This is a genomic window from Brachybacterium sp. UNK5269 (genome assembly GCF_049266655.1).
Lineage (GTDB): Bacteria > Actinomycetota > Actinomycetes > Actinomycetales > Dermabacteraceae > Brachybacterium.
In genome coordinates this window covers 3,567,533-3,583,957 of the sequence record NZ_CP184883.1, presented here as the reverse complement: position 1 = coordinate 3,583,957, position 16,425 = coordinate 3,567,533, and the positions used below count along the sequence as shown (strand labels likewise).

The 16,425-nt window shown below is 74.2% G+C and carries 19 protein-coding genes; 12 read left to right on the top strand and 7 right to left on the bottom strand.

The genetic code is table 11. From position 1 onward, the window contains the following. Nucleotides 1-18: 18 nt before the first annotated feature. The 6 genes from ACOJUI_RS16580 to ACOJUI_RS16555 all read left to right on the top strand — a co-directional run bounded on the left by ACOJUI_RS16580 (nt 19) and on the right by ACOJUI_RS16555 (nt 5,844). Nucleotides 19-351 carry a hypothetical protein gene (locus ACOJUI_RS16580; protein ID WP_422116029.1) on the top strand — a complete coding sequence of 111 codons (333 nt, stop codon included), beginning with the start codon at nt 19-21 and terminating at the stop codon, nt 349-351. A gap of 242 nt (nt 352-593) precedes the next feature. Then, nucleotides 594-1,235, top strand: coding sequence for an alpha/beta hydrolase (locus ACOJUI_RS16575; protein ID WP_422116028.1), 642 nt, complete (start codon nt 594-596; stop codon nt 1,233-1,235). 195 nt (nt 1,236-1,430) lie between these two features. Continuing rightward, nucleotides 1,431-2,807, top strand: a complete 1,377-nt coding sequence (locus tag ACOJUI_RS16570) for a hemolysin family protein (RefSeq protein WP_422116027.1) — start codon at nt 1,431-1,433, stop codon at nt 2,805-2,807. Continuing rightward, nucleotides 2,804-3,844 (top strand): hemolysin family protein, encoded by a 1,041-nt coding sequence (locus ACOJUI_RS16565; protein ID WP_422116026.1) that lies wholly within the window; start codon nt 2,804-2,806, stop codon nt 3,842-3,844. Before ACOJUI_RS16570 ends, ACOJUI_RS16565 begins: the two co-directional genes overlap by 4 nt. Nucleotide 3,845: 1 nt before the next feature. Beyond that, nucleotides 3,846-4,469, top strand: coding sequence for a class I SAM-dependent methyltransferase (locus ACOJUI_RS16560; RefSeq protein ID WP_422116025.1), 624 nt, complete (start codon nt 3,846-3,848; stop codon nt 4,467-4,469). 19 nt (nt 4,470-4,488) lie between these two features. Then, on the top strand, nt 4,489-5,844 hold the full coding sequence (locus ACOJUI_RS16555; protein ID WP_422116024.1) for a hypothetical protein: 1,356 nt from the start codon (nt 4,489-4,491) through the stop codon (nt 5,842-5,844). A gap of 14 nt (nt 5,845-5,858) precedes the next feature. On the opposite strand, the gene ACOJUI_RS16550 is transcribed toward ACOJUI_RS16555, so the two are convergent. Continuing rightward, nucleotides 5,859-6,269, bottom strand: coding sequence for a hypothetical protein (locus tag ACOJUI_RS16550; RefSeq protein ID WP_422116023.1), 411 nt, complete (start codon nt 6,267-6,269; stop codon nt 5,859-5,861). 43 nt (nt 6,270-6,312) lie between these two features. Further along, a complete protein-coding gene (locus tag ACOJUI_RS16545; RefSeq protein WP_422116022.1) occupies nt 6,313-7,695 on the bottom strand; it encodes a LarC family nickel insertion protein in 1,383 nt (460 codons plus the stop codon). Nucleotides 7,696-7,806: 111 nt separating this feature from the next. Between ACOJUI_RS16545 and ACOJUI_RS16540 the strand changes: the two genes are divergently transcribed. Genes ACOJUI_RS16540 through ACOJUI_RS16530 form a run of 3 tightly spaced genes read left to right on the top strand, consistent with a single transcriptional unit; the run spans nt 7,807 to nt 10,239 of the window. Beyond that, complete coding sequence (locus ACOJUI_RS16540; RefSeq protein WP_422116021.1) at nt 7,807-8,553, top strand: hypothetical protein; 747 nt, start codon at nt 7,807-7,809, stop codon at nt 8,551-8,553. Next, nucleotides 8,553-9,821: a hypothetical protein gene (locus ACOJUI_RS16535; RefSeq protein ID WP_422116020.1), complete on the top strand. Its 1,269-nt coding sequence runs from the start codon at nt 8,553-8,555 to the stop codon at nt 9,819-9,821. Before ACOJUI_RS16540 ends, ACOJUI_RS16535 begins: the two co-directional genes overlap by 1 nt. A gap of 22 nt (nt 9,822-9,843) precedes the next feature. Continuing rightward, nucleotides 9,844-10,239, top strand: a complete 396-nt coding sequence (locus ACOJUI_RS16530; protein WP_422116019.1) for a hypothetical protein — start codon at nt 9,844-9,846, stop codon at nt 10,237-10,239. A 10-nt stretch (nt 10,240-10,249) separates the two neighbouring features. Here the strand turns inward: ACOJUI_RS16530 and ACOJUI_RS16525 are convergent, their stop codons facing one another. Both ACOJUI_RS16525 and ACOJUI_RS16520 read right to left on the bottom strand, forming a co-directional pair. Continuing rightward, nucleotides 10,250-10,912, bottom strand: coding sequence for a carbonic anhydrase (locus tag ACOJUI_RS16525; RefSeq protein ID WP_422116018.1), 663 nt, complete (start codon nt 10,910-10,912; stop codon nt 10,250-10,252). A gap of 65 nt (nt 10,913-10,977) precedes the next feature. Continuing rightward, nucleotides 10,978-11,415, bottom strand: coding sequence for a VOC family protein (locus ACOJUI_RS16520; protein WP_422116017.1), 438 nt, complete (start codon nt 11,413-11,415; stop codon nt 10,978-10,980). Nucleotides 11,416-11,493: 78 nt separating this feature from the next. On the opposite strand from ACOJUI_RS16520, the gene ACOJUI_RS16515 reads away from it, so the two are divergent. Continuing rightward, nucleotides 11,494-12,315 (top strand): sugar phosphate isomerase/epimerase family protein, encoded by an 822-nt coding sequence (locus tag ACOJUI_RS16515; RefSeq protein WP_422116016.1) that lies wholly within the window; start codon nt 11,494-11,496, stop codon nt 12,313-12,315. Nucleotides 12,316-12,338: 23 nt separating this feature from the next. Here the strand turns inward: ACOJUI_RS16515 and ACOJUI_RS16510 are convergent, their stop codons facing one another. After that, nucleotides 12,339-13,187 (bottom strand): aldo/keto reductase, encoded by an 849-nt coding sequence (locus tag ACOJUI_RS16510; protein WP_422116015.1) that lies wholly within the window; start codon nt 13,185-13,187, stop codon nt 12,339-12,341. 149 nt (nt 13,188-13,336) lie between these two features. On the opposite strand from ACOJUI_RS16510, the gene ACOJUI_RS16505 reads away from it, so the two are divergent. Beyond that, complete coding sequence (locus ACOJUI_RS16505) at nt 13,337-14,683, top strand: MBL fold metallo-hydrolase (RefSeq protein WP_422116014.1); 1,347 nt, start codon at nt 13,337-13,339, stop codon at nt 14,681-14,683. Between the two features lie 15 nt (nt 14,684-14,698). Here the strand turns inward: ACOJUI_RS16505 and ACOJUI_RS16500 are convergent, their stop codons facing one another. Then, the gene (locus ACOJUI_RS16500) at nt 14,699-15,091 is read right to left on the bottom strand and encodes a YciI family protein (protein WP_422116013.1); all 393 of its coding nucleotides are present in this window, start codon (nt 15,089-15,091) and stop codon (nt 14,699-14,701) included. Nucleotides 15,092-15,172: 81 nt separating this feature from the next. After that, complete coding sequence (locus ACOJUI_RS16495) at nt 15,173-15,964, bottom strand: Crp/Fnr family transcriptional regulator (RefSeq protein WP_422116012.1); 792 nt, start codon at nt 15,962-15,964, stop codon at nt 15,173-15,175. Nucleotides 15,965-16,164: 200 nt separating this feature from the next. Here ACOJUI_RS16495 and ACOJUI_RS16490 point away from each other — a divergent pair, with 200 nt between their 5' ends. Further along, nucleotides 16,165-16,401, top strand: a complete 237-nt coding sequence (locus ACOJUI_RS16490; protein WP_422116011.1) for a heavy-metal-associated domain-containing protein — start codon at nt 16,165-16,167, stop codon at nt 16,399-16,401. Nucleotides 16,402-16,425: the final 24 nt, after the last annotated feature.

The following is a 16,425-nucleotide window of genomic DNA, read 5'->3' as shown; positions in this document are numbered from 1 at the left end:
GCTCCAGGAGGAGACCCCATGACCGAACCGCTGAACCCCATCGAGGACCCGGAGCTCGACGAGCTGGCCGCCACCAGCCAGGACGAGTACCCGCGCGCCGAGGAGCAGGCCGACGAGGTGAGCATCGACGACGCGCTGGAGACCGACCGGGTGGTCGCCGAGGGCAACGACTCCCGCAACGCCGACGGCTACGGCTTCGACACCGAGATCGACCGCGGCCCCGAGGCGGGCGCCGCCGCCGAGCAGGGCAACCGCGACGGGGACCACATGATCGACGACGGGGACGACGGACAGGTCGAGGAGGAGGTCCTCGACGCCGACCAGATCCTCGCCGACGGCTCCGAGATCTGAGCGCAGATAATCCGTTGCCTCCCCGGCCGGTCGGTCCTACGCTGGTCGGACACTGGAAGGGAGGTGATCCGAGAAGTGATTTCTTATCGGACATGTGAGGTGGCTCGCCGCTGAGGCGACCGTCATCGGGGCCGCAGCGAATCCCACCGAGCTGCCCGGACCCCCAGGGGTCGGATCTCGTCCCTCCGACCAGCGCACGACGCGCGACCTGGGGGTCTGCCCCTGCCCAGTAGCCTGTCGCCATGACGACAGCACCCAGCATCGACGAATCCGCCGTGGTGCGGGCGGCCCCTCCCGGTCCCCGTCCCGAGCAGCAGCGGCCGCTGGTGCTGCTCCTGCACGGCCTGGGCAGCCACGAGCGCGATCTGATCGGGCTCGTCCCCCACCTGCCGCCGGCCTTCGACTACGTGTCCCTGCGCGGCGTCCACCCCCACGGCCAGGGCTTCGCCTGGTTCGAGTCGCCCCTGGACCCCGAGCGTCCGGAGGCGCTCGAGGCCTCCGCCGCCGCCGTCGAGCGCTGGATCGCTGCCCAGAGCGCGCCCGTGGCCGGCGCCATCGGCTTCTCCCAGGGCGGTCTGCTCGCCCTGCACCTGCTGCGCCGCGACGCCCGGGCGCTGGACTTCGTGGTCAACCTCTCCGGCCGGCCGTTCCCCCTCCCGATGCCGGGCGATGCGGCGCTGGCCGAGGTGCGCCCGCCGGCCCTGTGGGGCCACGGCGGGCTGGACCCGCTGTTCGAGCCCGCCGACGAGGACGCGGTGCGGGAGTTCCTCAGCGTCCACACCCACCTCGAGGAGGAGCGGCGGCCGCACCTCGGTCACGCGGTCGACGAGCTCGAGATCCGCGCCCTCGCGCGCTTCCTGCAGCGCCGGGCCGACGAGCGCTGAGCGGCGCCCTCCACCACTGCCTCACATCCCTCCCCACGCCCAGGAGTCGGGCGGTAGCATTCCTCCATCCTTCCCGAGAGCCGGGCAGGAGCATGAGGAGCACCAGGAGATCATGAGCGCCGCCAGCGACGCCCCCAGTGACAGTCCCGGGCCTACGGGCCCGCACAGTCGAACCCCGGACGGGGGTCACCGTCCATGGACCTGATCGGTCCCCTGATCTCCCTGGCCGTCGGACTGGTGCTGATCGCCGCCTGCGGCGGATTCGTCGCCGCCGAGTTCTCCCTCATCACGGTCAACCGCAATGAGGTCGAGGCCGCCGCGAAGAACGGCGACAAGCGCGCCGGCGGCGTGCTGCTGGGCATGAAGACCCTCTCCACGCAGCTCTCCGGGGCGCAGCTCGGCATCACCGTCACCAACCTCGGCATCGGCTTCCTCGCCGAACCCGCGATCGCGCAGCTGGTCGGACCGCCCCTGATCGACGCCGGGCTCGGCGAGGTCGCCGCCCGCTCCGTCTCCGTGATCATCGCGCTGGTCCTCGCCACCGGGATGACCATGATCTTCGGGGAGCTGGTCCCCAAGAACCTGGCGATCGCCGAGCCCCTGACCACCGCCAAGTACGTGGTCGGCTTCCAGCGCATCTTCACCACCGTCTTCAAGCTGCCGATCCGCCTGTTCAACGGCAACGCCAACGCCGTGGTGCGGGCCCTCGGCGTCGAGCCGCAGGAGGAGCTCAGCTCCGCGCGCAGCGCCGAGGAGCTCTCCGTGCTCGTCAAGCGCTCCGCCGCCGAGGGAGCGCTCGCCGAGGAGACCGCCTCGCTGGTCCAGCGCACCCTGGCCTTCGGGGACCGCCGCGCCCATGACGCGATGGTGCCGCGGGGGAGGATGGACTCCCTGGAGACCGAGGACTCTGTGGCCGACCTGCTGGAGCTGGCCCGCCGCACCGGCCATTCCCGCTTCCCGGTGCTCGACCAGGAGAACGAGATCGTCGGGGTCGCGCACATCCGCCACGGCCTCGCGGTCCCCTTCGAGGAGCGCCCCTCGACGCTGGTCGCGACGGTCATGGGACCGGCGACCTTCGTGCCCGACACGGTGCCGCTGGACGACCTCATGGACACCCTGCGCGCCGGCGGCCTGCAGATGGCCGTGGTGGTCGACGAGTTCGGCGACCACGCCGGACTGATCACCCTCGAGGACCTGGTCGAGGAGATCGTCGGCGAGGTCCGCGACGAGCACGACGAGGAGATGGACGACACCCCCGAGCCGGACGGCTCCTGGGACCTCGACGCCCGCATGCGTCCCGACGAGGCCAGCGAGCGGCTCGGGGTGACCGTGCCCGAGCACGAGGACTACGACACCCTGGGCGGCCTGGTCACCCTCGAGCTGGGCCGGTTCGCCGAGATCGGCGACGAGGTGGTGGTCGACTCCGATCCCCGCCCCGGCGAGGAGCCCGCCCGGCTGCGGCTGGCGGTCACCGAGATCGACGGCATGCGCATCGAGACCGTCCACGTCAAGGTCGAGCCGGCCCCGTCCGACCAGGACACCCGCGACCAGGAGAAGGAGTTGCGCCGATGAGCACCGGATTCGGACTGGCCCTCACCCTCGTGCTGCTGCTCCTGAACGCCTTCTTCGTGGGCGCGGAGTTCGCCCTGATCTCGGCCCGCCGCTCGGTGATCGAGCCCAAGGCGCTCGAGGGGAACTGGGCGGCCAAGGTCACCATCACCGCCATGGAGGAGGTCTCGCTGATGATGGCGGGCGCGCAGATGGGCATCACCGTGTGCTCCCTCGCGCTCGGCGCGATCAGCGAGCCGGCCATCGCGCACCTGCTCGAGGTGCCCTTCGAGGCCCTCGGGGTGCCCGCCGCACTCGTGCACCCCATCTCCTTCGTGATCGCCCTGTCCCTGGTCACGTACCTGCACGTGGTGTTCGGCGAGATGGTCCCCAAGAACATCGCGCTGGCCGGCCCGGAGCGGATGGCGCTGATCCTGGCCCCGGTGCTGATGGGCATCGTCACCGTGCTGCGGCCGCTGCTGTGGCTGCTGAACTCCATCGGCAACCTGGTGCTGCGGATGCTGGGGGTGACCCCGAAGTCGGAGGTCACCAGCGCCTTCACCCGCAACGAGGTGGCGGCGATGGTGAGCGAGTCCCGCGAGGGCGGCCTGCTCGAGGACAACGACGAGGCGCTCCTGCTGGGGGCGCTGCGCTTCGAGGCCCGCAGCGTGGCGAACCTGGTGATCCCGCTGGACGCGGTCTCCTCCCTGCCCGAGGGCGTCACCGCCGCCGAGGCCGAGCTCGCCGCCGTCGAGGGCTACTCCCGCTTCCCGGTGAGGTCCACCGGCGGCGCCCTGTCCGGCTACGTCCACATCAAGGACCTGCTGGACTCGGTGCAGGAGCACCGCGACGACCCGATCCCGGCCGAGCGGATCCGCGCCCTGCCCCGGATCGGCGCCGACGAGCCGCTGCGGCAGGCGCTGACCTCGATGCAGGCCTCCGGCGCCCATCTCGGCGCCGCGACCGATGCCGACGGCACCGTCATCGGCATCGTCACCCTCGAGGACATGCTCGAGGAGCTGGTCGGCCAGATCCGTGACGACTCGCGGATCGCCGCCTGAGATGACCAGCCCCCCGCCCCCGGGCCCGCCCCAGAACCTCTGGACCGCGGCGGTCGGCCGCAACCCCGGCCACGCCGAGGGGTACGCGCAGCGCTGGCGGCGCCTCGAGGCCGCCGGGCAGGACATCCACGGCGAGGCCCGCCTGATCGACGCGATGGCCCCGCGCGGCGCCCGGATCCTCGACGCCGGCTGCGGGAGCGGACGCCTGGGCGGATACCTCGCCCGGGCCGGCCACGAGGTGGTGGGCGTGGAGCTGGATCCGCACCTGATCGCCGTGGCCCGCGCCGACCACCCCCAGGTGCGCTGGGAGGTGCAGAACCTCGCCGGGCTGGGCCTGCGCGACGCCGACGGGACCCGGCTGCTGTTCGACCTGCAGGTCAGCGCCGGCAACGTGCTCACCTTCCTGGCCGGGGCGGAGCGCCGGCCCGCGCTGTCCCGACTGGCCGACCACCTCGCCCCGGCGGGGCGCCTGGTGGTGGGCTTCGGTCTGGGCCGCGGCTACGCCGCCGCCGACTTCGAGGCCGACGCGGCCGCCGCGGGGCTGCGGATCCAGCAGCGCTTCGGCGGCTGGGACCTGCGCCCGGCCGACGAGGAGTTCCTGCTCGCCGTCCTGGTGCGCACCTGAGCCCGGACGGCCCCACCGGATGAGCACGCCGCCCGCGTCCGCCGGGACGGGCATCGCCGCGTCCCGCTGGCGCCACCTGCCCGTCGGCGCCCTCGAGACGGTGCGGGGGAACCTCGAGGACGCGCTGCTCGCCGGCCTGCTCGCGCTGCCGGTGACGTTCGCGGCCGCGGTGCTCGGCGGGCTCGTGGGCGAGGAGCTGATGGAGCCCTCCGGCCCGGCCACCACCCTGGACCTGACGAGCCGGGCCTCCCTGGCCGCCGTCGCCGTCCTCGCGGTGCTCGGGGTGCTCGCGAGGGGGCTGGTCATCGCGCTGCGCGGCGTGCTGATGGCGCGCGCCCTCGCGGCCGCGGTGCGCGCCGGCACGCCGCCCACCGAGGTGCCGGCCCCGCTCCAGTGGCAGCACGCCCATGAGCGCAGCGACCGCGCGTACCGGCGCACCGCGATCATCCTGCTGGTGATCCTCGGGCTGTGCTTCGGCGTCGTCGTCCCCGCGGCGGTGCAGGAGCCGTTCCTCAGCGGGCTCGCGATCATCGTCGCCGGCGCCGCCGTGCTGGGCCTCATCGCGCTCGGCATCCCGCTGACCGGGACGGTCCTGCGCCGCCGGCAGCTGGCGCTGCTGGGACCGGTCGATGGGCACTGGACGCAGGCGCACCGGATCATCGCGGCCGGGCACGTGCTGACCGGCGACGCGGTGGCCGCGGCCCGGGCGGGGAGGCCGGAGCGGGGTCACCCCGGGAGCGCTGCGCGCAGGCTCGGGAAGGTCGCGACGGCGGTGGTGGGCGTCGGCGCGACGGCCGCGTACCTGGGGTTCCAGGTGGTGGCCGCCCTCGCCTTCCCCGACCGGCAGCGCTGGGCCGGGGGGCTGCCGGGGGAGCGGGCGGACCTGGGCCCCGAGGCCGAGCGCATGGTGGACCTCGCCGTCACGGTCTGCGTGGTCGGCGGGGCGGTCGCGATCCTCGCGCTGGTGGTCGGCGCGCTCGCGGGCCTGGCGGAGCGGACGCAGGAGCAGGCGGCGCTGCGGCGCGCGCTGGTGGAGGGTGCCGCGCCTCCGCCGTACCCGGTCCTGCAGCGGTACCTGCGGCGGCGCTCGGCCCCGCTGCTGCGCATGGTGAGCGCGCTGGTGGGCGTGATGCTGGTGGTCGGCGGCACGCTCGTGGTCCTGGACGGGGTGGTGGACGCTCCGAGCTGGGGGTCCTTCGCGGGCGCCGGGCAGGGGCTGCGGGAGGCGACCGGCCTCGGTCCCGGGATCCTCGGACTCGCGCTCGGGGTCGCGGCGCTCGAGGTGGCGCTCGCGAGCCTGCTCGAGGCGCGGGAGCGCCGGCTGCGGGACGCGGTGGTGCAGCGCTGGCCGGTGCGGCCGGCCCCCGGAGGCTGAGGACGCGGTGGGGCTCAGCCCTCGGCGCGGTCGCCGCCGAGGTCCTCCTCGCGCAGGCGCCGCATCTCGCCGGTGATGGTGCCCGGGCCGCCATGGCTCTCGGCCCCGGGCACCGAGGTGACCGTGGTCAGCAGGAACACGCAGTCCTCGATCGCCTCGACGGCATGGCGGTGATGGGTCAGGGCCTCCACGTGCCCGGCCTCGATCACCACCGGCTCCTCGCCGGTGATCCGCACGCTGCCGCGGATCATCTGGATCGAGGCGGCGGGCGGCGAGTTGTGCTCGGCCAGGGCCACCCCTGCCTTCAGGGCGATGACGGTCTGGCGCAGCGGGCCGTCGTGGACGAGCAGCTCGGCGTGGCGGCCGTTCTCGGCCGATCCGGCGCGGTCGATCGCCTCGGTCATCGCGCTGGTCAGGGCAGCCATGGGAAACCTCCAGGAGAGCGGGGGTGGTGCGTCACAGTATCCGTCAGGAATCGTGCTCCGTCAGGCCGGAGGCGGATTCCCGGGCCAGGTCGAGCATGGCGCGCTCGCTGATCCCGAGCACCCGGGCGGCGGCCGCGACGTCCCGGAACTCCGGCTCGCGGCGCACGACGTGGCCGTCGGCCCCGCGGGCGATCTTCACCGCGATGCGCTGCCCGTGCACCTCGACCTGCGCGAACTCGCGGGTGCGGACCACCCGGTCCACGCGGTGGCGGCGCACCCCGAGGGTGCCGGTGCGGTCCATGATCAGCGCGGCGGCGTCGGCCTCGGAGCCCTCCCGGACCAGGGCGTGGAGCGTCACCGCGGGGCGGCCGCGCTTCATCGTGATCGGGGTGTGCCAGGCGTCCAGCGCGCCCTGCTCGAGAAGCTCGTCGACCACGCTCGGCCACAGCCGCGGGTCGAGGTCGTCGACGTTGGCCTCGAGCTGTACGGCGGCGGTCGGGGTGTCATGGGCGTCGACGACGGGCGATCGACGCCCGACCAGCACGCGCACCACGTTCGGACGGCCGGGGGTGTCCTTGGTGCCGGCGCCGACGCCGAGGGCCTCGGTGAGCAGCGTCGGCTGCGGACCGGCGGTGGTCGCCAGGCCGCGCAGCAGGGCCACGCCGGTGGGGGTGGCGAGCTCGCCGATGCCGGGGGCGACGCCCGGCGGGACGCGACGGCCGCCGTGCTCGTGCGGGCCGCCCTGGGCGTGCGCGGGACGATGGTCGTGGTCGTGGTCGTGGTCGTGGTCGTGGTCGTGGTCGTGGGCATGGCTGTGGCCGCGCGGGGGGAGCAGCTCGCCCGCGACCGTCGGCCAGCCCAGTGCGAGCCGGGCGACCGCGGGCACCGGGACCGGGATGTCGCCGTGGGCGGCGCGGATCCGGCCGCTGCCCACCGCGATCACGCTGCCGACGGCCTCGCTGATGCCCAGTTGGCGCCAGGCGTCGCAGGCCCCGATCACGTCGGCCAGGGAGTCGAGCGCCCCGACCTCGTGGAAGTGGACCGCGTCGGCCGGCACCCCGTGGGTGGCGCCCTCCGCCTCGGCGAGCCGGCCGAAGACGCCCAGCGCCAGCTCGAGGGTGCGCGAGGGGACATCGGCGCGGCCGCGCGCGCTCTCCAGCAGCTCCCGGATCGAGGCCCAGGTGCGGTGCGGGGGATCGCTGACCAGCACCTCCACATCGACCTTCAGTGCGCGCTGGCCGCCGCGGTCCACCGCGCTGCGCACGAAGCGCACGGAGTCCGGGACCAGGGCGTCCAGGACCCGCTGGACCTCCGCGAGGTCGGCCCCGGCATCGACGAGCGCCGCCAGCAGCATGTCCCCGGCGATCCCCGCGGTCGCATCGACATAGGCCAGGCGGGACGGGACGGCAGGGGAGGCGGATTCCATGCCCCGATGCTAGACGGCGCGGGTGCGATGGGGAGAAGTCCCCATTCCCCGCCCCGGGGAGCCCGGCCTAGGCTCGAGGGACGAGGCAGGACGCTGCGAGGGGGCGGAGTCATGGGAGCGCAGGACACGGCGGCACCGCGGATCACCGCGCTGCCCGGTCCGTCCTCGCTGGTGCGGATCTCCGCGGGGACCTGGGAACGGCTGCGCGCGGTCGTGCTCGGCGAGGCCCCCGCCGCCGCGATCACCGCGGCGCAGCGCGAGGAGCTCGCGGGGGCCGGCCTGCTCGTCGAGGCCCCGGAGCCGGAGGGCGCGCCGGTGCTCGCGCCGCACTGGGAGCAGATCCTGCGCGCCGCGCTGCGCTCCCCGGTCGGCATCGAGCTGGTGTGCGTCGACGGCGCGCGGGGATGGACCACCCGGATCCGGATCGCGGGCCGCGTCGTGGTGGTCATCGACCGGGCCGGCGAGGCCGTGACCGAGGGCGGGTCGGTGCGGCTGAGCCGCCGCAGCGGCGCGGTGCTGCTCGGGGTGACCACGCTCGAGCACCTCAGCGCGACCTTCGAGCAGCTGGTGCCCCAGCGGCCCGCCTTCACCGCCGCCGAGCCGACCCCGGCCCCGTCGCAGGAGGTGGACGCCCCCGCCGTCGCCGAGGTGCAGATGCTCGTCGTCTCCGCCCCGAGCCCCGGGCGGACCGTGGTCAGCGGCGGCTCCTGGTACGCCTGCGGTCCGCGCGGCGAGCAGCTCGCGGTGCTGATGCCGGCCGGGAGCGGCGCCCGCGCCGCCGAGCTCGCCCCCGGCTCCCTCACCTCCGCGATGCGCGCGAAGGTCATCGCGGCCATCGACCACGCCGGGGCGGCCTGATGGCCTTCTGCGGCATGGACCCCGAGCAGGTCCGCGGCGAGGCCGACGCCCTGGAGCGGGCCGCCCGCCGGCTCGAGGAGATGCTCGCGGGCCTCGACGCGAGCGTGGCCGGGGCGCCGTGGTCCGGCCCCGATGCCGACGCCTTCCGGGAGCACTGGGTGATGACCCGTCGGCGCGGGGAGGCCGTGGTGCTGCCGGGCCTCGACGAGCGCGCCCGCGCGCTGGGCCAGCACGCCGCGGAGCAGGAGCGCGCCTCCGCCGACGTCGACGGCGGGGTCGAGCGGTGGATCCTGGACGGCCTGGACGGGCTGGGGGACCGGACCGGGGACGGCCACGACCTGATCAGCACCGCGGTCGCGGCGATCGGAGACCTCGAATGGCCGCGACTGACGGAGCTGCTGGTCGACGGCGCCGCCGGACTGCTGCGCGGCTCGGGCGACGTCCTCGAGGCGGTGACCGGTCTCGACCTGCACCTGGCCGACGACGGTCACGGGTACGCGGACGCCCCCGTCGCGGTCAGCCCGGAGGAGTCGGGCTTCGTCCCGCCCGGCGACCTCTCCCAGATCATCGCCAACACCAACCGCACCTACGGCTCCGAGGAGACCGGCGAGGTCTCGATGACCGTCGTCGGCTCCCCGCCCACCGGGGTGATCGTGAACATCCCCGGCACCGAGCACTGGTGGCCCGACGCCGGGGACAACCCCCTGGACCTCACCGGCAACGCCGCCCAGGCCGGCGCGGCCGGCTGGTCCGCGGGCGCGGAGGCCACCGCCGATGCGATCGCCCAGCTCTTCGCGCAGCAGGACCTCCCGCCGGACACCCCGCTGCTGCTGAACGGCCACTCCCAGGGCGGCATGATCGCCACCAGCCTGGCCGCGCACGAGGACCTGTCCTTCCGCATCAGCCACGTGATGACCGTCGGCGCGCCGGTGGACAACTACGAGGTGCCCGCCGGCATCAGCCGTCTGCAGATCCAGCACCGGGCCGATCCGGTCCCGATGATCGACGCCGGCGGCCTGTTCTCCCCGGGCGGCCCGGCCCGGTCCGGCTCCCTGACCACCATCACCCTGGACAGCCCGGGCGCGCACCTCCTGGACATCGCCACCAACCACTCCGGCGCCGAGTACCAGGACTCGGTGCAGGCCCAGCTGCAGGACCCCGGCTCGCAGCTCTCGCAGTACTCGGCCGATCCGGCCCTGCAGGCCTTCCTCACCGGCGATCCCGACGCCGTCCAGCACTTCCTCGCCGGCATCCACCGGCGGCGCTGAGGGGCTGGGCCACAATGGGCCGATGAGGATCATCGCGCGCCTGCTCACCCCCTCCGGGGGTCCGCGCCGCGACGCCGCGGCGGTCGCGGACGCCCTGCAGGAGGCCGTCCGCGCCCGTCCGGAGCACCGCGCGGGGCGGGTGCACTTCCAGGACTCGAGAACTGCCGGGACCGTCATCGCCGGGGTGCTCGCGCTCGCCGGCGAGGACCGGGAGCAGGTTGCGGCGTCCCTGCGCAGCGTGCTCGAGACCGTCGCGCGCACCTACGCCGCGCAGCCCGGGACGCGCACCGCCTTCGTGCGCCTCGAGGCCCACCCCGAGGGGGACCGCGGCACCCGGGTGATGCCGGCCGACGTGGTCGCGCCGGCGACCGGCCCGAACGTCACCACCGACGACCTCGCGGCGCACTTCGGGGTGTGAGCTGCGCGTCTCAGCGGGCGACGTCCATGCGGCCGACCCAGGAGATCGGGGAGACCCGGCCCTCCTCGAGCTGGTACTGGCAGCCGACGATGCCGAGGGTGCCCGCGGCGACCGCGTCGCTGATGACCCGCGACTGGCGCATCAGCGCATTGACCGTCGCGTCCAGGTGGCGGCGGCCCACGGCGTCGACGTCGATGTGCTCGGGATCCACGTAGGGGCTGTCCTGGTGGGCGGCGAACCACTCCTGCTGCACGGACGGCTGGATCTCCTCGAGCTCCTTCCGGATGGCGGGGGTGACCTCGGCCGGGACCGCGGTGGTCTGGTCGATCGCCGCGGCCACCGCCCCGCAGGAGCCGTGGGCCAGCACCACGATCACCGCGACGCCCAGCTCGGCGACCGCGAACTCCATGGTCGCGGTGGTGTTCGCATTGGCGATCTGGCCGATGTTGCGCACCACGAAGAGGTCCCCGAGGCCGCAGTCGAAGAGGATCTCGGCGGCCACCCGCGAGTCCGAGCAGCCGAGGAAGGCGGCGTTCGGCGCCTGGGCGCCGCGCAGCTGGCTGCGCCGGGCGGCGTTCTGCTGCGGGTGCAGCAGCTCCCCGGCCATGAACCGCTCATTGCCCTCGGCCAGCGCATCCCAGGCCTGTTGGACGGTGACGCGGGGAGTGTGCATGAGGAGATCCTTCGGGTCGTCGGGGAGGTGCGGTCCGCACTGTACCCCGGTCGCGCCGACGGGCCTCAGGCCCCCGAGACGGTGGGATCGGAGATGTTGACCTGCCAGATGATCCCGAAGCGGTCGGTGAAGGAGCCGTACACGTCCCCCCACATCTGCTTCTCGAGCGGCATCGCGATCGTCCCGCCCTCGCTGAGCCGCTCGAAGGCGCTGCGCAGCAGGGTCTCGTCGTCGCCCATCAGCGACAGGGTCACGTTGTTGCCCGCCACGAGGCCGCCCGGGCTCATGCCCTCGACGACGTCCGAGACGTACAGGCGGATGAGGTCGGTGACCTCGAGGCTGCCGTGCATGATCTGGTCGGCGCTGGGGTCGTCGGCCGGGACCGCGCCGGACTCCCCGAAGGTCGAGAACTGCGGGATGGCGCCGAGCGCGCGGCCGTAGAACTCGAAGACCTCCCGGGAGTTGCCGGCGAAGTTCAGATAGGGGTGGAGTGCTGCGGGCATGGCGTCCTCCTCGACGTCGGCGCCGGCACGCTGCCGGACGCTCGTTCAGATCGTAGGGCGCGCTGACATCATGGGGGAATGACGACCTCCCTCGATCCCACCAAGGCCCTGCACACCTGGTCGCTGTTCCGGACCATGGGCCGCTTCGTCGCGCCCGGCTCCGCCCCGACCGGCGCCCTCACCGAGCACGACGGGACGGACGGGCTGGCGCTGCTCGAGCTGCCCGCCGCGCTCGCCGCCCATGGGTTCACCAGCGCCCAGCTGTGCCACTTCTACCTGCCCACCACCGCTCCCTCCTACCTCACGGAGCTGCGCGACGCCTTCACCGCCGCGGGCGTGGACCTCGAGTGCTTCCTCATCGACGACGGCGACCTGCTGGACCCCGAGGGCGCGGCGGGCGAGCGGTGGATCTCGGGCTGGATCGACGTCGCCGAGCAGCTCGGGGCCCCGCGCGTGCGGGTCCCCGCCGGGGACCTGCCGCCCACCCCGGAGCGACTGGAGCGCAGCGCCCGCGGGCTGCGCTCCCTGGCCGCGGCGCACCAGGGGCTCCGCGTGCTCACCGAGAACTGGCGGAGCCTGCTGGTCGACGCCGACAGCACCCGGCGCCTGCTGGACCTGGTCGAGGGCGAGGTGGGGCTGCTCATCGACACCGGCAACTGGGACGGCGCCGACAAGTACGAGCAGATCGCGGCCGTCGCCGGGACGGCCGAGTGCTCGCAGGTCAAGGCCCGCGAGACCGCCGCCGGCGAGCTCGACGTGGAGGATCTGACCCGCTCGCTGACGGTGCTGCGCGAGGTCGGCTACACCGGGAGGATCTCCCTGGTCTACGCGGGCGGCGACGACGACGAGTGGGGACGGCTCGAGCAGATGCACGAGGTCGCCCGGAGCGTCACCGGCTGAGCTCCCTCACCGGCCGGGGCCGCTCACCACTCCTCGTGCTCCCGGGAGTCCCAGGCGCTCTCCTCGCCCAGGTCCACCGTCGCCAGCAGTGCGCGGTCCTCGTCGTCCAGGGTCACCGCCGAGAGGTCGAGATTCGAGCGCTGGCGGCCCGGGTCCGAGGAGCGCGGGATCACCACGATCTCCTGGTCCACCGCCCAGCGCAGGGCGACCTGGGCGAGGGTGGCGCCGTGCTTCGCGGCGACGCGGCGCAGCGCGAACTGGCCGGCCAGGCCCTCCCGGGTGCCCAGCGGGCCCCAGGCCTGGCTGACGATGCCGCGGGCGCGATGGAAGGCGACCGGCTCCGGGCGGGGCAGGGCCGGGGAGAGCTGGATCTGGTTGATCTCGGGCCACTGACCGGTCGCGTCGAACAGCTCCTGCAGCTGCTCCGGTCGGAAGTTCGAGACCCCGGCGTGGAGGACCAGCCCCTCCTCGCGCAGGTCCAGCAGGGTGCGCCAGGTGTCGACCATCAGCCCGCGGGAGGGGTTCGGCCAGTGGATCAGCGCGATGCCCACGCGGTCCAGCCCCAGCCGGCGCAGGGACTCGAGGATCCCGGTGCGCGCGGCCCCGCGGCCGTGGTCGCCGCCGGCGACCTTCGTGGTCACCAGGACCTCGGCGGGGTCGAGTCCGCTGCGTCGCACGGCCTCGCCGACGGCGGTCTCGTTGCCGTACTGGGCCGCGGTGTCCAGCAGCCGGTAGCCGGCCCGCAGCGCGGAGGCGATGACCCCCACCCCGGCGGGGCCCCGGGCGCCGCCGGTGCCGAAGCCGATCAGCGGCAGCGGGGAGCCGTCGGCGAAGGTCGTGGTGGGGACCGCGGGGGATGCGGGTTCGGTCATGGGGGCCTCCGGGGCGCCGTGAGGGATGCGGTCCGGCTCACCCTACGGGCCCGCCGGCGGGCCGGGGCCGGGACGCCCGGGGGTGCCTTCTCGGTCACCGGGACCGGGCGCTACAGTCGAGGCACGTGACGCGGTGACCGGGAGGAATCATGCTGCTCGAACGCATCTACGACGAGGACCTGTCCCAGACCGGCTACTTCCTGGGCTGCCAGTCCTCCGGGGAGGCGCTGGTGGTCGATCCCCGCCGCGACCTCCGGGTCTACCTGGACCTCGCCGCGCACCACGGCATGCGGATCACCGCCGTGACCGAGACCCACGTCCACGCCGACTTCCTCTCCGGCACCCGCGAGCTCGCCGCCGCCACGGGCGCGACCGCCTACGTCTCCGGCGAGGGCGGCCGGGACTGGCAGTACGGCTTCGCGGCCGAGCGGCTGAAAAAAACCGACGGGGCCTTCGCCGATGAGCCGGGCTACGCGCTGACCGGGGATCTCGTGTTCTCGGGCGATGTGGGGCGCCCGGACCTGCTCGACGAGGCGGTCGGCCTGCAGGACACCCGCTTCGTCGGTGCGAAGCAGCTGTTCGCCTCCCTGCGCTCCGTGTTCCTCGCCCTGCCCGACCATGTGCAGGTCTTCCCGGGCCACGGCGCCGGCTCCGCCTGCGGCAAGGCGCTCGGCGCGCTGCCCTCGACCTCCGTGGGCTACGAGCGGAGGTTCGCGTGGTGGGCGCGCCACCTCGCGGCAGACGACGAGCAGGGCTTCATCGACGAGCTGCTGGACGGCCAGCCCGATGCCCACGCCTACTTCGCGCGGATGAAGCGGCAGAACCTGCGCGGTCCGGCGCTGCTGGGGGAGCGTCCCGCGCCCCGTCCGCTGCCGGCCGCGGAGGTGGCGGCGGGCATGGCGAAGGGCGCGCTCACGCTCATCGACACCCGCTCCGTGGACGAGGTGCATGCCGGGACCGTGCCGGGCGCACTCAGCATCCCGACGCTGGGCAAGGCGGCCTCCCACATCGCCTGGGCCGTCGACCCCGAGCGCGACGAGGCCGAGCTGGTGGTCCTCGCGCCCGACGAGTCCGTCGCCGCCGAGTACGGCGACCACTTCGTGCGCGTCGGCGTGGACCGCCTGATCGGGTACGTGACCTCCTTCGACGGCCTCCCGGTCGCGGCGCCGGCGACCGTCGCCCCGGCCGATCTCGAGCAGCTGCGCGCCGACCCCGCCACCGCGCTGCTGCTGGACGTGCGGGGCCGCGGCGAGCACGCGGCGGGCAGCATCCCCGGCGCGGTGCAGCTCTCGGCCGGGAAGGTGCTGTTCCACCAGGACCAGCTCCCGCCCCGCGAGGCGGGACGGGTGATCACCTTCTGCCAGTCCGGCCTGCGCAACGTCGTGGCCTCCGCCGCCCTGCGCCGCGCCGGCTACGACGTGGTCGAGCTCGAGGGCAGCTTCGCCGCCTGGTCCCGCTGGCGCGCCGAGCAGGCGGAGGCGACGGTCCCCGCCTGAGCGGAAGGGCGCAGGTCAGGCCTCGTCGGCGTCCTCGTCCATCACGGGGCGCAGCTCCACGGTCTCGCCGCGCGCCCCGAACAGGCCGGCGATCTCCTCCGCGCGGTCGGGCGTCTCGACGTCGATGACGAAGAGGCCGGCCAGATGCTCCTCGCCCGCGGCGTAGGGACCGTCGCTCGCGACCCTCTCGCCGTTCTCCCAGCGCAGCAGCCGGGCGGTGGTCGGGGCCGCCAGCGCCGCGGCGTGCACGAGCTCCCCGCGCCCAATGACCTCGGCGAAGCCCTCGTCGAACGCCCTTGCGCCGGCATCCCGCTCCTGCGCGGTCAGGTCCTGCTGCTCGGGCAGGCGGTCCGCGGTGGGGTGACCCCAGGGCTGCGGATTCGAGTGGATGAGGATGACGTACTTCATGACGGCTCCTTCGGGATCGGACTCGGTGCTCGCGGGGACGCTGCACCTCCACCATCATGTCGGAGCCGGCCGGCCGCTCCGTCACCCCATGCCGGCGGCCTCGTGCTCGAGACGCTCACGATCCAGCAGGGCCGTCCACCGCCGGCCGGAGTCGATCAGGCCCTGCTGCTTCCAGCGGCTCATGATCCGCGAGACCGACTCCGGGGTCGACCGGGCCAGGCCCGCCAGGTCGGCGCGCGACAGCGGCACCTCGAGCATGATGCCCTGCGGCCCGCGGTCCTCGCCCAGCTTGTCGGCCAGTCTCAGCAGCGCGGTCGCCACCCGCTGCGGGACGGTCTGAGTCGCCTGTCCGCCGATGTCGCTCTGGGTCCGGGCCAGGCGCGCGGAGACGTCGTCGAGGACCCGCAGTCCCACCCGGGGATGGTCGATCAGCACCTGCCGGAAGTCGTCCTGGCCGATGCGCAGCACGCAGGTCGCCACCAGCGCGGAGGCGGACTGCCGGTGGTACGGCTCGCCGAGGGAGCCCATGGCGCCGAACAGCTCACCAGGCACCAGCAGGTCGGTGACCGTGCCGCTGCCGTCGGCCGTGGACTGGGAGATCCTGACCCGGCCCTCGGCCACGACGTACAGCGCCTCGGCCCGATCACCCGCCCGATAGATCTGATCCTCCGCGGCGTAGGAGTGGGTGCGCATGCGCCGGTCGATCCGATCCAGCTCGTCCTCCGCCAGTCCGAGGAAGTACGGCGCGCGGGCCAGCACATGGAGGCGCACCGGGCGGGGGCAGCGGTGGGGCAGGGTGATCTCCCGCAGGGGGATGGTGCGGTGGGCACTGGCCGACGGGCCTCGACGCGGGTCCGTGCCCTGGGACGCCATGGCTCCTCCGCTCGACCGCCGACCGGCCCCGCGGGTCGCCCCCGGGCCGCTGACGCCAGCGTATCCCGGCCGCTCCATCGACGTATCGCGGCAGGTCAGCCCACTGTGCGATTGATTGATCGCCGTCATGTGAGGGCGACAAGAACCGCCCTAGGGTCGGGGCACCACGAAGAACCCCCGATCCAGAAGGGCCCACCATCATGACTGCCGCTCCCGCCACCACCCGCACCGTCTACCGCGCCGAGGGCTTCAGCTGCCCCTCCTGCGTCACCGCGATCGAGAAGCAGGTCGGACGCCTGCAGGGGGTGCAGAAGGTGCGCGTGAAGTTCGCCTCCGCTCGCGTCGAGGTCGACCACGACCCCTCCGTGACCACCGCCGAGGACATCGTCGCCGCGATCGGCAGGGCCGGCTACAAGGCGGCGCCCGCGGCCTTCTGACCTCCCCCTGCTCCTGGAAGGCAC

What these genes read in the sequence shown, in the direction of transcription:
- ACOJUI_RS16535 (WP_422116020.1), top strand. Translation starts at nt 8,553, where the DNA reads ATGGCCTTCTGCGGCATGGACCCCGAGCAGGTCCGCGGCGAGGCCGAC.
- ACOJUI_RS16570 (WP_422116027.1), top strand. Translation starts at nt 1,431, where the DNA reads ATGGACCTGATCGGTCCCCTGATCTCCCTGGCCGTCGGACTGGTGCTG.
- ACOJUI_RS16515 (WP_422116016.1), top strand. Translation starts at nt 11,494, where the DNA reads ATGACGACCTCCCTCGATCCCACCAAGGCCCTGCACACCTGGTCGCTG.
- ACOJUI_RS16540 (WP_422116021.1), top strand. Translation starts at nt 7,807, where the DNA reads ATGGGAGCGCAGGACACGGCGGCACCGCGGATCACCGCGCTGCCCGGT.
- ACOJUI_RS16495 (WP_422116012.1), bottom strand. Translation starts at nt 15,964, where the DNA reads ATGGCGTCCCAGGGCACGGACCCGCGTCGAGGCCCGTCGGCCAGTGCC.
- ACOJUI_RS16565 (WP_422116026.1), top strand. Translation starts at nt 2,804, where the DNA reads ATGAGCACCGGATTCGGACTGGCCCTCACCCTCGTGCTGCTGCTCCTG.
- ACOJUI_RS16530 (WP_422116019.1), top strand. Translation starts at nt 9,844, where the DNA reads ATGAGGATCATCGCGCGCCTGCTCACCCCCTCCGGGGGTCCGCGCCGC.
- ACOJUI_RS16510 (WP_422116015.1), bottom strand. Translation starts at nt 13,187, where the DNA reads ATGACCGAACCCGCATCCCCCGCGGTCCCCACCACGACCTTCGCCGAC.
- ACOJUI_RS16505 (WP_422116014.1), top strand. Translation starts at nt 13,337, where the DNA reads ATGCTGCTCGAACGCATCTACGACGAGGACCTGTCCCAGACCGGCTAC.
- ACOJUI_RS16525 (WP_422116018.1), bottom strand. Translation starts at nt 10,912, where the DNA reads ATGCACACTCCCCGCGTCACCGTCCAACAGGCCTGGGATGCGCTGGCC.
- ACOJUI_RS16560 (WP_422116025.1), top strand. Translation starts at nt 3,846, where the DNA reads ATGACCAGCCCCCCGCCCCCGGGCCCGCCCCAGAACCTCTGGACCGCG.
- ACOJUI_RS16575 (WP_422116028.1), top strand. Translation starts at nt 594, where the DNA reads ATGACGACAGCACCCAGCATCGACGAATCCGCCGTGGTGCGGGCGGCC.
- ACOJUI_RS16490 (WP_422116011.1), top strand. Translation starts at nt 16,165, where the DNA reads ATGACTGCCGCTCCCGCCACCACCCGCACCGTCTACCGCGCCGAGGGC.
- ACOJUI_RS16580 (WP_422116029.1), top strand. Translation starts at nt 19, where the DNA reads ATGACCGAACCGCTGAACCCCATCGAGGACCCGGAGCTCGACGAGCTG.
- ACOJUI_RS16545 (WP_422116022.1), bottom strand. Translation starts at nt 7,695, where the DNA reads ATGGAATCCGCCTCCCCTGCCGTCCCGTCCCGCCTGGCCTATGTCGAT.
- ACOJUI_RS16500 (WP_422116013.1), bottom strand. Translation starts at nt 15,091, where the DNA reads ATGAAGTACGTCATCCTCATCCACTCGAATCCGCAGCCCTGGGGTCAC.
- ACOJUI_RS16550 (WP_422116023.1), bottom strand. Translation starts at nt 6,269, where the DNA reads ATGGCTGCCCTGACCAGCGCGATGACCGAGGCGATCGACCGCGCCGGA.
- ACOJUI_RS16555 (WP_422116024.1), top strand. Translation starts at nt 4,489, where the DNA reads ATGAGCACGCCGCCCGCGTCCGCCGGGACGGGCATCGCCGCGTCCCGC.
- ACOJUI_RS16520 (WP_422116017.1), bottom strand. Translation starts at nt 11,415, where the DNA reads ATGCCCGCAGCACTCCACCCCTATCTGAACTTCGCCGGCAACTCCCGG.